Genomic DNA, 13,649 nt, shown 5'->3' on the forward strand with positions numbered 1-13,649 from the left:
GGTGTTGGGCGGTTTTCCGTTTAAACGGCGTTTTTCAGTCGTATAGCCATTGTTTTATGTCGGTATAGTTTACACAGACGAGTTGTTGGGCCTGTGGGTTGGCTTCGAGCATTTTGGTTTTAATCTGTAAATCATCAAGGGTGTATTTCACTAGAGCGGCGCGGGTGGTGATGCGCAATTGGCCGTCGGTCATGCCGTAATCGTTTTCTAAAACTTGTTTTTGCTTACTGGTAAGACGCGTGTCAGGGGCCAAGATCAAACTGACTTGGGTGTTCCAAAGCGTATCCTGATCTTGTGTTTGAACAGCTGGATCACCATCGTAAGTGACACTTTGAAAGCGGCTGAGGACAAAGTCGAGATATTGATCACGCAAAGCACAATAAGCTCGAACGTGCCAGCGATTGGCGGTTTTAACAAAAGAATGGGGATAAAGAAGGCGACCTTGTGGGTCGCTGCTGGCGACCGATAAGTATTCACAATCTAGGCTTTCAGTAATGGCCGCATCACTTGAGGAGAAACGAAGCGCGGCAATGGGTTAATACAGTATTGGGAACGCTGGGTGGGTTCTTGGAAAAAGGTAGGAATACGGCCAAAGTTCAGCCACGAAAAATATTCATCTACAGTTTGATCAATGAACTGTGGAGCAAAGTCGTCGGTAACCTGATAGGCTTTTTGGGTGGCATCATAAGTTAACGCATTAGGGTAATCTGCTTGATATTGCGTCAGTAAATGACTCACACTTTGCCGCGTGAGGCCGAGCGCTGTCATTAGGGGTTTGGTGTTAATCTGCCCTTCCCAAAAGGCGATAAGTTCGAGCATCCAGTAGCGTTGCGCTGTGTCCATTCATTCGCATCCTTGACGTTTCGCTCCAATGTAGCGCACTTTTTAACCAGTGCCAAGTCGTGCCCGTATCATCCAATTTCGGGGGGTGAGGCTCTTGTCACAAAAAGTGCCTATGTCAACGCGGTAGCCATTTTCTTCTAGAAACATGGCGCGATCGAGGACAAGCCATTGTTCTAATGCCGGACGAAAAAGCTGGCTGATGGCTTCGAGTTTTTGCACTTGCTGATAGCGTTGCTCGCCAATGGTTTCAAAGCTGTCACAGGGCACCTTGTTCAAGAGTGCCGTGAGTTGTTTTTGTTCAGCGGCCCATTGGCAAAACCCGTTAAAACCTTGAGTTAACAAGGCTTTTTGAATGGAGGGAACCGGTAAATAATCGTCCTGTTGACGAGCGATGCGTTGCCACGCATCAAAGCCCAAACGATAGGTAAGTTCGAGCTGTTTTAAGCGCTGTTCCCGCGCACCTGCGGTGGCCACTTCTTTGACCGCCAATTTAAGGTCAGCCTGTCGTAATATCAAATTTGATTGCTTCCCGGTATTGGATAAAGGTTGATAATGAGCGTCTTTAGTGAGGTGATAACAACAAGGCGACACGCATAATTTCTGGGTCTTCGCATCGACCGCTTGCTCTAGCAACACCTTGTGTAGATCGCCACAGGCGTGCAATGCCACTACGCAATCGGCGTCGTGTAATGCGGCTTGACCTTGATTTTTTAGCACATCGGCGTGGGTAAAGGTTTGCGCTAGGTTAAGTCGTTTGGCTTCTTGCTCGCCTGCATCACACAAAGTTTTTTGCCATTCTAAGCTGTGCACGGGATTCGAGTGTTGAAAGGCAATCAACTTACCCAAATGTCCTTTTCCCGCACACCACTCCACATAGTGGGACGCTCTTGGTGTGTGGCTGGCAAAAGCTTGGATTTGCGACCATTTTCGCCCTTTCACACCGGTCGCCAAGTAACTGGGCGTATCAGGCAAAACTTGTTCTGGCGTTAACGGGTTGATCTGTTGGGGTTGATAATCACGAAAAGCAGCGAGACTTGGGCACAGACGACACACCTCATCATAAAAGTGCGACTCTTGTATTTCGCTCTCATCAAGAGATTCAAGATACATCGCTAAAGCGGGGTAATTCGCTTGCCAGGGGACATCCAGTATCGCAAAGGTGTCAAATTGCCACAAGGCACTATGCTCTTGTAGCCAAGTATCCAGCGTGTGAAAACGATGTAGAAACGGAGTCATAAACAGCCAAGTTATTAGGAAGAAAGTAGGTGTCTTTAATTCTTTACAGTATCGACGAGATTTCCCCTGTCATTACATTGTATTTTGTCATAAAAACGGCAAAATGAAGGCACTATTTAAAGATCGTTTTCAAACATCGACCTCGTTTCAGTTATCTCGCTGGAACACTCAACAAGGACTCCGTACTCATCATGTTCAAACATCTTAGCGCTGTTGCTGGCGACCCGCTTTTAGCTCTTATCATGGCTCACAAACAAGACCCAAATCCAAAGAAAATCGATTTGGGTGTGGGTGTTTATAAAGACGATAATGGCCATACGCCTATTCTAAATACCGTCAAAAAGGCCGAAGCCATTTTGTTGGAACAAGAAGACTCTAAGAGTTATTTGGGTATTTTTGGTGCGACAGAGTTTGAACCTATCATTCAAGATTTACTGCTCGGAGAAGATAACGAGCTCATCACTTCGGGCCGTATTCGCTCCACGCAAACCCCTGGCGGAACAGGTGCGTTAAAAGTCGCAGCGGATTTTATCAGCGCGAATCTAGCCGAAGCCCGCCTTTGGGTCAGTGACCCTACCTGGGGAAATCATAAGTCGATTTTTGACTCCGCCGGTGTGGAAGTAAAAGATTACCCTTACTACGATCCTGAGACCAATGGCCTGCGTTTCGACGACATGATGGCCACGCTAAAAGCCGAAACCAAAGCGGGCGATGTGTTGTTGTTGCATGCTTGCTGCCATAACCCAACCGGGATTGATTTGCAATTCGACCATTGGAAAGTGATCACAGATTTTGTTAACGAACGCGGCTTGTTGCCGCTTGTTGATGCTGCCTACCAAGGCTTTGGTGACGGATTAAACGAAGACCTTGCGGGTCTGCGCCACATGGCGGCCAATGTACCCGATATGCTCATTGCCAATTCTTTTTCGAAGAACTTTGGTATTTACCGTGAACGTTGCGGTGGTTTGAGTGTGATAGCCGAATCCGTCGGCGAAGCCGATGCCGCCTTATCGATTATTGGCCAAGCAATTCGTGCTAACTATTCCATGCCGCCCGCTCACGGTGCCGCTGTGGTGTACACCATCATGAGCAGCCCAGAACTCAAAGCCGAGTGGGAATTGGAAGTGGCCGCGATGCGTGATCGCATTAATGGTTTGCGTGAGAAATTGGTCGCAAAATTAGCGGCGTCTGGCGTCAGTAAGGATTTCAGCTTCATCAAGGATCAAAGAGGCATGTTTTCTTATTCTGGTTTGACCTTAGAACAAGTTCGTCAGTTGCGAAATGACTACTCCATTTACATTGCTGATACGGGTCGTATGAGCGTGGCAGGTGTGAGCGATGCCAACATCGATTATTTATGTGAGAGCATTGCCAAAGTAGTTGGCTAAATCGCTCGGGGGTCGCACTGTCGATATAAAAAAACGTGACTCAAAAGGTCACGTTTTTTTTTGCTTATCGTCCGAAGCTCAGCGCACAAATTAATGCAAAATACGGCTTTCTGACATCTGGCTGGCTGCTTTGATTTCAGGATGAAAATGCTGCACCAGTCGCAAAATAGAGGGCTCTAAATTGTCTCGCCAAAAAGTCACTTCCGCCTCGACCATGCCTTCCAGTTTATCCCAACCCGCTTCCGTGCCAAACAAGCGAACCGGCGCCAACACTTCATCAAAAAAGTGGCGATCACCACCTATACCTAAGCCAATCAATTTCGCCCCACGAACAAAGCCAACGCACCATTCTTCAACTAACAAGGTGTGTTCGCCATCCACTTCTTGTTCTAAATACACAGGGTAAAAATCCCCAAACAACAGGCTGTTCATGGTTTCCATGTACATGATCAACACCAAGCTTAAAAACTCATCTTCTTGCTCAGTGGATTCCCAAGCCGGTTGATCTTCATCGGCGCCCCAAATGGCGTTTAACCACACATCGGGTTCTAATTCCTGTATGGAACACCCAAGCGCCGTCAAAAAACCATCTAGCTCAGATACACACATCAAGGAACGGTCAGTGCCAAATGACAGTAGATAATGGTCAATTTTTTCGTACAGCACTTCTTCGCTGATGATTTCGTCGTCTTTGTCTTCAGACATTCATAGGTTTCCATTTCATATTAAGAGGTTGGCGATGCTCTATTTTGTAAGACGCCAAGATCAATCCACAATCGCTAAATTGCCATAGGTTTCTAGCCAACTTTTCCGGTCTCCGGCGCGTTTTTTAGATAATAACTTGTCCAGCAATTCGTCGGTATCGGGTTTATCTTCCATGGTCAGTTGGATCAAACGACGGGTATCCGGTGCCATGGTGGTTTCGCGTAATTGCGATGGGTTCATTTCACCCAAGCCTTTGAAGCGTTGCACATTGGGGGTGCCACGTTTATTTTCAGAAGCGATTTTATGCAATGTGATGTCTTTTTCTTCGTCGTCTAGAGCGTAATAAACTTCTTTGCCTAAGTCGATGCGGTACAAGGGCGGCATGGCCACAAACACGTGACCACTGTTGACTAGGGCCGGAAAGTGGCGCACAAACAAAGCACAAATCAGCGTCGCTATGTGCAAACCATCTGAATCAGCATCGGCTAGAATGCATATTTTTCCGTAACGTAAACCACTCAAATCTTCATCGCCCGGGTCTACGCCCAGCGCCACAGAAATATCGTGAATTTCCTGAGAGGCTAACACCTGGTTAGAATCCACTTCCCAAGAGTTAAGGATTTTACCGCGCAAGGGTAAAATGGCTTGGAAGTCTTTTTCACGGGCTTGTTTGGCTGAGCCGCCAGCTGAATCCCCTTCCACTAAAAAGAGTTCACTGCGGGACGAATCCTGACCTGAACAATCGGCTAATTTACCAGGCAAAGCAGGGCCTTGAGTCACCTTCTTACGCACTACTTTCTTGCTGGCTCGTAAGCGTTTTTGTGCACTATTAATAACAAGGTCGGCAATTTTTTTGCCGTCTTCCACATGGGAGTTCAACCAAAGGCTGAATGCGTCTTTTACCGTCGCCGAGATAAAGGCTACGATCTGACGAGACGATAAACGCTCTTTGGTTTGACCAGAAAATTGTGGCTCTTGAATTTTTGCAGACAATACATAACTACACCTATCCCACACATCTTCTGCCGTTAGCTTAACGCCTCGTGGCAATAAGTTATGGAAGTCACAAAACTCACGAATGGCTTCTAATAACCCTGTTCGCAAACCGTTAACATGTGTACCACCTTGCGCTGTTGGAATCAGGTTTACGTAACTTTCGGTGACCAATTCGCCGCCTTCTGGCAGCCATTGCACCGCCCAATCCACACCCTGTGTTTTTTCGTTTAAACCACCAATAAAAGGCTCATCTGGCAGCAACACAAACCCTTCGTTAGCCAAGGCCAAGTAATCTTTTAGACCATCTTGGTAGAACCATTCGTCACGAACTTCTGTTGTGCCACTTTGATCAATAAACACCACATGCAGGCCTGAACAAAGAACCGCTTTGGCTTTTAACAAATGTTTAAGGCGTGACAAGGAAAACTTCGGGCTATCGAAGTATTTGGTGTCGGCGGTGAACTTCACCTTGGTACCGGTGTTCTTTTTACCGACAGTACCGATTTCTTTCAGCTCTGAGGTTTTAAAGCCGTTTTCAAAGCCAATGTGATATTGAATACCGTTGCGACGCACCCACACTTCCAAGGACGTCGATAAGGCGTTCACTACAGACACGCCCACACCGTGTAAACCACCGGAAAACTGGTAATTATCGCCAGAAAATTTGCCACCAGCATGCAACTTAGTGAGGATCAACTCCACACCAGACACCCCTTCTTCAGGGTGAATATCGACAGGCATGCCGCGGCCATTGTCTTCCACGCTCAAGGAGCCATCTTTGTATAGAATCACTTCGATGCGATCGGCGTGGCCGGCTAGGGCTTCGTCCACTGAGTTGTCGATGACTTCTTGACCAAGATGGTTAGGGCGTGTGGTGTCTGTGTACATCCCCGGGCGTTTTTGAACCGGTTCTAAGCCGCTGAGAACTTCGATCGATCCAGCGTTGTATTCTTTTGCCGACATGCGTGTGGTTTCCAATGTGATCGCGCCATGAAAAGGATTCGCTCATGGCGTTTGAGTGTAAATGCAATGGCACAGAGTCTATCACTGGTTTTGCATCCTGTGAAATGCTCTAGTGAATGCGTCTTGCCTAGTCGGTGGTTATTTGAGCAAAGCGCAAAATCTCAGGGATAAAACGCTCGAAATCAACGAATCTATGGTCGCCATTGGGCTCTTGTGTTAACCGAGCAACATGGGGAAATGCTGCCAGCGCCGCACGGTAATCCAATACCTCGTCACCTTCTTGGATCATCAGCCAATAGCGTTCAGGTGTAGGCTCGACAACCAAGGCGTCTAGTTCCGCCATGTGTGCTGGCGTTAATTCATACACTTCTTGTGTATAAGGGTTTTCTTGATGGCCGAGATGATGAGTCAGCAAACTAGGGGCTTGAACGGCAGGGTTCACCAAGATAGCATTTAGCTGATACTTTTCCGCTAGATAACCGGCGTAAAAGCCACCCAATGAACTGCCAATTAAGGTCACACCTTCCGATAGATTGGCTTCAATTAAGGCTTCTAACTGCTGAATCGCTTTCGCAGGTTGCCAAGACAATCGTGGCGATATAACCGCCTGAGGCAAGCCCATTTTCGCCACGGCTTCTACCAGTACATTGGCTTTGTGAGAACGTTCTGAACTATTAAATCCGTGGATATAAAGAAGTACTGGCATGCAAACTCACTGTTAAAATGACGACCTTAACGCAAAGGTTAAGCAAATTGAAAAGACAATCGGTGATTCAAGCGATGCCCATGCTTCAAGCAAAGCTCTAATAAATCCGCCAATTGCTGATTCAAACGAAACTTTTCATCGCGATGCAGCATGGCATCATTGGGGTAAGGATACACACCACTGTAATGGCGATGTCCGTCGGTGATTTCTGCAATACCCACATCGTGATACAGGCGCACCGTAAGCGACAAGGTGGTTTTGAAAAGCAACTTAGTTTGGGTTTCAGGGCCAAATTCCAGCTTCATTTCCGAGGTAAAACGGCTTTCTTTACCCAAGGTCAAACGCAGTCGGCTTTCTTGGTCGCCCGAGGTGTGCACAGCAAATTGCCAGGTATCCATTTCCTCTTCGCCACGAATCAATCGGTTCACACGACGATAGTTCAGCTCGCCCAATTGTTGCAAACTAACCAAATCTGGCACGTATTGGCGGTTCTTTTTCAGTGAATAAGACGTGTCGGCCATAATCAGCTGCTCCAGCGCGCCAATAAATCGGCTTTATTCAACGCAAACCATTGTAACGCCATAATGGTGCTGGCATTTTCAATGTCATGTTTCAGCAGTTCAACCGCCTCGTCTGCGTCCAGCAAATGCAATTTAATGTCTTCGTTTTCATTGTCTAAGCCATAAGACTGGGTCAGATCCACTTGGTTGGCATCAAATTCACCGACGTACATGCGCAAGTATTCCATCAATCCACCGGGAGACGGCACAAACTTAAACATGTATTCCAAGCGCTTTACGGTCACACCCGCTTCTTCGAATGATTCTCGACGTGCCACCTCTTCGTCACTTTCGCCCTCTTCGACCATACCTGCCACGACCTCAAGCAACCATGGCGACTCGCTTCGTATGACCGCGGGACGAAACTGTTCGATCAGCAGTATTTTGTCCGCAACAGGGTCGAACAAAAGCACACAGACAGCATCGTTGCGCACCATCATTTCCCGCTGCATGGGTTTGCTCCAGCCGCCGTTGAACTGGCGATGACGCAGTGTCAATTTGCGCATTTCAAAAAAGCCTTTATAAAGACACTCGTCTTTTAAAACTTCTACGTCTTCTTTGCTATAGGTCGGTTTAAAGGTCATAGTCTCTCGTCTTAAGAACTTAATAGTATCTCGTTTTAACAAGGTTATTTTATGGACACAATACGTTGCGCTTGGTGTTTAGGATCCCCTGAATACATCCAATATCACGATACCGAATGGGGAAAGCCCGTTTACGACGATCATACATTGTTTGAGTGCATTGTGCTCGAAAGCGCCCAAGCTGGCCTCAGTTGGATCACCATTTTACGCAAACGTGAGGGCTACCGGGCACTTTTTCATAATTTTGACCCAGTCAAAGTCGCCGCTATGGACGAAAACGACGTGGCACATTTAGTAGTCGATGAACGCATTGTTCGCCATCGCGCCAAGATAGAAGCGACGATTAGCAACGCCAAAGCGTTTTTGAAAATTGTCGATGAATTCGGTTCTTTTAGTGACTATTACTGGGCATTTAGTGGTCATGAAATCATCGATAATCCACTAAAACATCACACCGATGGCCCAGCAGTGACCGAGCTGTCCACACGCTTCGCCAAAGACTTAAAAAAACGCGGCTTCAAATTTCTCGGCCCCACCACTTGTTACGCCTTCATGCAGGCCACCGGCATGGTCAACGATCATATTGAGTCCTGCGTAGCGCGACAACTCACAATAAAAGTACAACAAGGGAATAGTTGATTTCATTAATGTTTTGTCAAAAAAGGTCGATACCTTAGAAGCATTCTTTGTACAATTATACTTTTCATAATCCTATTAACGACAAAGAGTTAACGTCCACACTTTTCACCCTTTGGCTTGGTATAACAACATGTTCAACAACAAAAGCATCCTGATTACAGGCGGTACCGGTTCCTTTGGTCGCCAGTATGTCAAAACACTCTTGGCCAATTACCAACCCAAACGCCTGGTGATTTACTCCCGCGATGAACTCAAACAGTATGAAATGCAGCAAGATTTTGATGCTCCTTGCATGCGTTATTTTATTGGTGATGTGCGCGACAAAGACCGCATGACGCAAGCCATGCGCGATGTAGATTTCGTCATTCACGCCGCGGCATTAAAGCAAGTGCCTGCCGCCGAATACAACCCGATGGAATGCATCAAAACCAATATCCATGGGGCGGAAAATGTTATTGCCGCCGCCATCGCTAATAACGTCGAAAAAGTCATTGCTCTCTCCACCGACAAAGCCGCAGCGCCTATTAACTTGTATGGGGCAACAAAACTCGCTTCCGACAAGCTGTTTGTGGCGGCCAACAACATGGTTGGCCAAGGTCGTACACGATTCTCTGTGGTACGCTACGGCAATGTGGTTGGCTCTCGAGGCTCTGTGGTGCCATTTTTCCAAAAACTCGTGACCGATGGCGCAGAATCCATTCCCATCACTCATCCAGACATGACGCGTTTTTGGATCACCTTGCCCATGGGCGTGGATTTTGTGTTGAAAAACTTCCAGCGCATGCACGGCGGCGAGATTTTTATTCCTAAAATTCCGTCGGTACGAATTTTGGATTTGGCCGCGGCCTACGCGCCTCATTTGCCCACTAAAAACGTCGGTATTCGCCCTGGTGAGAAACTTCACGAGGTCATGTGTCCTGCCGACGATTCCTACCATACCTACGAATTTGAACATCATTATGTAATTTCACCGAGCATCAAATTTTATCAAGACGACATGGATTTTGGCCACAGCCGATTGAATGAAACAGGCACCTTGGTCGAGCCAGGCTACGAATACCAATCGGGCAATAATCCGCACTTTTTAAGTATTGAAGAGATTTTGACCTTCGATGACGCACATTAAGAAGCACGCTGAATTGATGAACACTGATTTCATCCCTTACGGCCGCCAAGCCATTAGCGAAGACGACATTGCCGCTGTCGTGGACGTGTTACGCTCTGATTTTTTAACCCAAGGACCTTGTGTTGAGACCTTTGAACAGGCGGTTGCCAAAAAAGTAGGCGCTCACTTCGCGGTTGCCGCCAACAGCGCGACCTCGGCCTTGCATCTGGCCTGTTTGGCACTAAGGGTGACTGAGGGCGACCGCGTTTGGACATCGCCCAATACCTTTATTGCGTCGGCCAACTGCGCCCGTTATTGCGGTGCCGAGGTCGATTTTGTCGACATAGATCCACGAACTTATAATTTGTGTGCCGACAAGCTGGCGGAAAAACTGGCGCTCGCCAAGCTCAATAACACACTGCCTAAAGTAGTGATTCCAGTGCATTTTGCTGGTCAATCTTGCGACATGCAGGCCATCCACCAATTATCGCAAAAATACGGCTTCCGCATCATCGAAGACGCATCACACGCCATTGGGGCGACTTACCAGCAGACGTCTGTTGGGAATTGTCGGTACAGCGATATTTGTGTGTTTAGTTTCCATCCGGTGAAAATCATCACCTCGGGAGAAGGCGGCATGGCGTTGACCAATCAGCCTCAACTTGCCAAACAGATGCGCACCCAGGCTCATCAAGGCACCACCAAGTGCGCCGATGAACTGACCCAAGCACCCGGGGATTGGTATTACGAACAGCACACCTTGGGATTCAATTACCGCATGACAGAAATGCAGGCGGCACTGGGCTTGTCACAGTTGGCAAAATTAGACGACTTTATTGCCCAACGCCACCAGCAATTTGCCTTGTATGCTGAGCTATTAAGGGCGTTGCCCATCACTTTACCGTATCAGTCCAACGATGGCCGGTCGTCATTGCACTTGTATCCAATATTGTTGCCGAAATCGCATATATCGGCGCGTAAAGCGGTATTCGATGCCCTAAGATCAGCGAATATTGGCACGCAAGTTCACTACATTCCGGTGCACACTCAGCCCTATTATCAAGCGCTAGGCTTTGCCTGGGGCGATTTTCCCATCGCGGAAGACTATTACCATAGCACCCTAAGTTTGCCGATGTTTGTGGGTCTGACACCCGCACAACAAGGTTATGTGGTGGCGGTGTTACAACAAGCTTTGGCTGAACAAGGAATACGGTAAATGACTCGTGTGGCTGTTATTCCCGCTCGTGGCGGCTCCCAACGCATTCCGAAGAAAAACATCCGTTTACTTGATGGCAAACCCCTGATTGCTTATTCCATTGAAACGGCCTTGGCGTCTGGCTTATTTGATCGCGTTATTGTCTCCACGGACGACACCAATATTGCCCGCATCGCCAACGAATACGGCGCTGAAACCCCGTTTTTACGCCCTGCAGATTTGGCTGACCATCTAACTGGCACCACACCTGTGATGCAGCACACCTTGCAGTATTTGAGCGACCAAGGTGAGTCGCCCGATGAAGCCTGTTTGATTTACGCCACCTGCCCTTTATTGACCACAAGCGATTTGCAACAAGGCCACGCATTACTGAAAAACACCGCTGGCTTTTGCTTTTCCGCGACGACCTTTGCTTTCCCCATTCAGCGCGCTTTGCACATCACGTCCAATGGCGAACTAGCACCCATGTTCCCCGAGCACATTCAGTCGCGCTCGCAAGATCTGGTGGAAGCCATTCACGACGCAGGACAGTTTTATTGGGCACGCACGCAAGACTGGTTCGACAAGACGATTTTTGGCTCCCATTCAACGCCATTGATGCTACCAAGGCATCGCATTCAGGATTTGGACACAGAGGAAGATTGGCTGCGACTCACGCAAATCATGCTGCTAAAAAAAGCCTCAGACTTACATTGCTAAAACCTACATCGCTCAGATCTACATAGATAAGGTCACACGCCTAGCCACACGCTCTGCACCTAGGCTATCGACGAGACTCAAGGCGGTATGGCGAGCCGTTTCTTGCCATGTATCGTCCCGCCATTTTGCCATGACTTTTTCAACCAAGGCTTCCACCTGAGACAGTCGCTCATGTTCCGACAAGGTGTCGAAACGCACCGAGTCGCACCAGCCCAGAGGTAGGTGTTGCTGCAAGGAACGCGTCTGATTGTCGGCGACTTGAGCGAAAATCGTTGGCACGCCACAACAGGCTAATTCGAATAAAGTGCCTCCTGCCGCAGAAATCGCCATCTTCGCCTGCCCCATTAAAGGCGTGACGTCGGACAGACCTTGCGCCAAAGCAATTGTATGATGTTGGCAAAAGCGTTTTACCGCATCGGCATTTTTCGCGCTGGCACCCAACAAGACTTGAATCTCTGTCATCAAAAAGCCACGAGTTTTGAGCGCTTGCAGAATCGGCAAGGTCAACGCCAGCGGATCTGTGCCACCAAGAGTAATCAATAGTTGGTTTGAGGCATGGTTAAATTGAGTAGATCGAGCTAGAAATTCAGGTCGCAACAGAGCGTATTGGCTGCCGATAAGTGGGTTTTCTACTTGAGATGAGTATACTTCGTGAAGAGGGTTCAACACCCATTTGGCTGAAAAGTCGCCACGATCATTCATGTCGTCCAGCACCAATAAATTGGGTTGAGCCTGATGCAAGGCGGTAATGTCGTCGGCACGGTATCCGTAATGATCTAGAATAACCAAATCAGCGTTTTGCGCGAGAGCGATGCACTCTTCTTCTTGGTCGATCAGGTAATCATCGGTTGCGGCAAACGCTTGATAACGACGATCGACAATAAAGCGACATTCCCAACCGAGCTGAATAAAAGCATGGGCCAGCGCTTGGCAACGCACCCTGTGGCCCATGCCGATGTCGACAGACGCGTCAGCACGAATCAGGGCTTTCACGCCATCATATCCCAGGCCAAAGGCTGACCTTTTTGCACATCAATGGACAAGGTTTTCCCTAGCACCTCAGACCAGTGCTTTGGCGCCAAACCGAAGGAAGGGCGAATGATTTGCAGGTGCGTTTCGTTTAAAACCGTGCCAGCCGGTAGATCCGCTGCCACATAGATCGAGCGACGATACTTCTTCGCGGCTTGCTCGGCATCCGAGCCGCCATAAGCGACAGTGCCGAGGGCTTCTTTTGCTGCGCGACACGCCGCCACCATAGCTTTCATTTCAGCGGGTTCCATGGAAAACGCGGCGTCAACGCCACCCGCGCTGCGATCCAGCACAAAGTGTTTTTCAATCACGGTTGCGCCCAATGCGGTAGCCGCTACGGCCGCTCCTAAACCTTGTGTATGATCCGACAAACCTACCTGACAACCAGTACGCTGAGCTAAATCGGCCATAGTGACAAGATTAGAATCGGCTATTTTCGCTGGATAAGTGCTGGTGCATTTGAGCAATGTCAGCGGGTTGTCGCCGATGGCTCGAATGGTCGCTACAGCCTCTTCGATCTCCTCAAACGTCGCCATGCCGGTAGACATGATAATCGGCTTTCCCGTCCGTGCGACCGCTTGAATCAGTGGGATATCGGTCATTTCAAACGAGGCGATCTTATACAGCGGCACATTAAGAGACTCTAAAAACGCCACGGCGCTTAAATCAAAAGGCGAACTAAAAGCCACCAGCCCTAACGACTCAGCCAGTTCAAATAACGGCTTATGCCACTCCCATGGCGTCGAGGCTTTCGCATATAAATCGTATAGGTTCTCGCCGCGCCACAGGCTATCGTCTTCCGAGACCATAAACTCACCATGACGGATGTCCAGCGTCATGGTGTCGGGGGTGTAGGTTTGTAACTTGATGGCGTCGACACCCGCATCGGCTGCAGCGTGAATCATGGCTTTCGCCAATTCAAAATCTTGGTCGTGATTACCGGATAACTCGGCAATAATAAAAGGCGTTTGTGAGAACAT

Annotated in this window: 15 protein-coding genes and 1 pseudogene; 5 read left to right on the forward strand and 11 right to left on the reverse strand. The window is 48.3% G+C overall.

All coding sequences use genetic code 11. From position 1 onward, the window contains the following. Nucleotides 1-34 precede the first annotated feature (34 nt). The 4 genes and pseudogenes from J9B83_RS15690 to J9B83_RS00670 all read right to left on the reverse strand — a co-directional run bounded on the left by J9B83_RS15690 (nucleotide 35) and on the right by J9B83_RS00670 (nucleotide 2,079). Nucleotides 35-373, reverse strand: a complete 339-nt coding sequence (locus J9B83_RS15690; RefSeq protein ID WP_456238170.1) for a hypothetical protein — start codon at nucleotides 371-373, stop codon at nucleotides 35-37. 9 nt (nucleotides 374-382) lie between these two features. Continuing rightward, nucleotides 383-532, reverse strand: a pseudogene (locus J9B83_RS16130) (hypothetical protein); the annotation flags it as partial. After that, complete coding sequence (locus J9B83_RS15695; RefSeq protein WP_236037030.1) at nucleotides 481-843, reverse strand: hypothetical protein; 363 nt, start codon at nucleotides 841-843, stop codon at nucleotides 481-483. The pseudogene J9B83_RS16130 and the gene J9B83_RS15695, both read right to left, overlap by 52 nt. A gap of 42 nt (nucleotides 844-885) precedes the next feature. Then, the gene (locus J9B83_RS00670) at nucleotides 886-2,079 is read right to left on the reverse strand and encodes a methyltransferase (RefSeq protein ID WP_211534745.1); all 1,194 of its coding nucleotides are present in this window, start codon (nucleotides 2,077-2,079) and stop codon (nucleotides 886-888) included. Nucleotides 2,080-2,270: 191 nt separating this feature from the next. Here J9B83_RS00670 and J9B83_RS00675 point away from each other — a divergent pair, with 191 nt between their 5' ends. Next, nucleotides 2,271-3,467, forward strand: a complete 1,197-nt coding sequence (locus tag J9B83_RS00675) for an amino acid aminotransferase (protein ID WP_211534746.1) — start codon at nucleotides 2,271-2,273, stop codon at nucleotides 3,465-3,467. 90 nt (nucleotides 3,468-3,557) lie between these two features. Here the strand turns inward: J9B83_RS00675 and J9B83_RS00680 are convergent, their stop codons facing one another. From J9B83_RS00680 to J9B83_RS00700, 5 genes are all read right to left on the reverse strand, one after another. Next, nucleotides 3,558-4,172: a UPF0149 family protein gene (locus J9B83_RS00680; RefSeq protein ID WP_211534747.1), complete on the reverse strand. Its 615-nt coding sequence runs from the start codon at nucleotides 4,170-4,172 to the stop codon at nucleotides 3,558-3,560. Nucleotides 4,173-4,232: 60 nt separating this feature from the next. After that, the gene (parE, locus tag J9B83_RS00685) at nucleotides 4,233-6,131 is read right to left on the reverse strand and encodes a DNA topoisomerase IV subunit B (RefSeq protein WP_211534748.1); all 1,899 of its coding nucleotides are present in this window, start codon (nucleotides 6,129-6,131) and stop codon (nucleotides 4,233-4,235) included. A gap of 127 nt (nucleotides 6,132-6,258) precedes the next feature. Further along, nucleotides 6,259-6,837 (reverse strand): YqiA/YcfP family alpha/beta fold hydrolase, encoded by a 579-nt coding sequence (locus J9B83_RS00690; protein ID WP_211534749.1) that lies wholly within the window; start codon nucleotides 6,835-6,837, stop codon nucleotides 6,259-6,261. Nucleotides 6,838-6,875: 38 nt separating this feature from the next. Next, on the reverse strand, nucleotides 6,876-7,358 hold the full coding sequence (locus J9B83_RS00695; RefSeq protein WP_211534750.1) for a DUF1249 domain-containing protein: 483 nt from the start codon (nucleotides 7,356-7,358) through the stop codon (nucleotides 6,876-6,878). A gap of 2 nt (nucleotides 7,359-7,360) precedes the next feature. Next, on the reverse strand, nucleotides 7,361-7,981 hold the full coding sequence (locus J9B83_RS00700) for an NUDIX domain-containing protein (protein ID WP_211534751.1): 621 nt from the start codon (nucleotides 7,979-7,981) through the stop codon (nucleotides 7,361-7,363). 51 nt (nucleotides 7,982-8,032) lie between these two features. On the opposite strand from J9B83_RS00700, the gene J9B83_RS00705 reads away from it, so the two are divergent. The 4 genes from J9B83_RS00705 (at nucleotide 8,033) to pseF (ending at nucleotide 11,640) form a co-directional block, all read left to right on the forward strand. Further along, nucleotides 8,033-8,620, forward strand: a complete 588-nt coding sequence (locus J9B83_RS00705; RefSeq protein ID WP_211534752.1) for a DNA-3-methyladenine glycosylase I — start codon at nucleotides 8,033-8,035, stop codon at nucleotides 8,618-8,620. Between the two features lie 130 nt (nucleotides 8,621-8,750). After that, the gene (gene pseB / locus J9B83_RS00710; RefSeq protein WP_211534753.1) at nucleotides 8,751-9,746 is read left to right on the forward strand and encodes a UDP-N-acetylglucosamine 4,6-dehydratase (inverting); all 996 of its coding nucleotides are present in this window, start codon (nucleotides 8,751-8,753) and stop codon (nucleotides 9,744-9,746) included. Further along, nucleotides 9,733-10,941, forward strand: a complete 1,209-nt coding sequence (pseC, locus tag J9B83_RS00715; RefSeq protein ID WP_236037031.1) for a UDP-4-amino-4,6-dideoxy-N-acetyl-beta-L-altrosamine transaminase — start codon at nucleotides 9,733-9,735, stop codon at nucleotides 10,939-10,941. Before pseB ends, pseC begins: the two co-directional genes overlap by 14 nt. Next, entirely contained in the window at nucleotides 10,942-11,640 is a 699-nt protein-coding gene (gene pseF, locus J9B83_RS00720) for a pseudaminic acid cytidylyltransferase (protein WP_211534754.1), read from the forward strand. 18 nt (nucleotides 11,641-11,658) lie between these two features. On the opposite strand, the gene pseG is transcribed toward pseF, so the two are convergent. Together pseG and pseI are read right to left on the reverse strand one after the other, a co-directional pair. Then, nucleotides 11,659-12,633 carry a UDP-2,4-diacetamido-2,4,6-trideoxy-beta-L-altropyranose hydrolase gene (pseG, locus tag J9B83_RS00725; RefSeq protein ID WP_211534755.1) on the reverse strand — a complete coding sequence of 325 codons (975 nt, stop codon included), beginning with the start codon at nucleotides 12,631-12,633 and terminating at the stop codon, nucleotides 11,659-11,661. Next, nucleotides 12,630-13,649, reverse strand: a complete 1,020-nt coding sequence (pseI, locus tag J9B83_RS00730) for a pseudaminic acid synthase (RefSeq protein ID WP_211534756.1) — start codon at nucleotides 13,647-13,649, stop codon at nucleotides 12,630-12,632. Before pseI ends, pseG begins: the two co-directional genes overlap by 4 nt.

The organism is Marinomonas vulgaris (assembly GCF_018145875.1).
In the GTDB taxonomy this organism is placed as follows: domain Bacteria; phylum Pseudomonadota; class Gammaproteobacteria; order Pseudomonadales; family Marinomonadaceae; genus Marinomonas; species Marinomonas vulgaris.

Bases quoted from the DNA above. Each gene is read 5' to 3' on its own strand.
- parE (WP_211534748.1), bottom strand. From the start codon at position 6,131: ATGTCGGCAAAAGAATACAACGCTGGATCGATCGAAGTTCTCAGCGGC.
- J9B83_RS00670 (WP_211534745.1), bottom strand. From the start codon at position 2,079: ATGACTCCGTTTCTACATCGTTTTCACACGCTGGATACTTGGCTACAA.
- pseB (WP_211534753.1), top strand. From the start codon at position 8,751: ATGTTCAACAACAAAAGCATCCTGATTACAGGCGGTACCGGTTCCTTT.
- J9B83_RS00680 (WP_211534747.1), bottom strand. From the start codon at position 4,172: ATGTCTGAAGACAAAGACGACGAAATCATCAGCGAAGAAGTGCTGTAC.
- J9B83_RS00700 (WP_211534751.1), bottom strand. From the start codon at position 7,981: ATGACCTTTAAACCGACCTATAGCAAAGAAGACGTAGAAGTTTTAAAA.
- J9B83_RS00695 (WP_211534750.1), bottom strand. From the start codon at position 7,358: ATGGCCGACACGTCTTATTCACTGAAAAAGAACCGCCAATACGTGCCA.
- J9B83_RS00690 (WP_211534749.1), bottom strand. From the start codon at position 6,837: ATGCCAGTACTTCTTTATATCCACGGATTTAATAGTTCAGAACGTTCT.
- J9B83_RS00675 (WP_211534746.1), top strand. From the start codon at position 2,271: ATGTTCAAACATCTTAGCGCTGTTGCTGGCGACCCGCTTTTAGCTCTT.
- pseC (WP_236037031.1), top strand. From the start codon at position 9,733: ATGACGCACATTAAGAAGCACGCTGAATTGATGAACACTGATTTCATC.
- pseI (WP_211534756.1), bottom strand. From the start codon at position 13,649: ATGTTCTCACAAACGCCTTTTATTATTGCCGAGTTATCCGGTAATCAC.
- pseF (WP_211534754.1), top strand. From the start codon at position 10,942: ATGACTCGTGTGGCTGTTATTCCCGCTCGTGGCGGCTCCCAACGCATT.
- J9B83_RS15695 (WP_236037030.1), bottom strand. From the start codon at position 843: ATGGACACAGCGCAACGCTACTGGATGCTCGAACTTATCGCCTTTTGG.
- J9B83_RS00705 (WP_211534752.1), top strand. From the start codon at position 8,033: ATGGACACAATACGTTGCGCTTGGTGTTTAGGATCCCCTGAATACATC.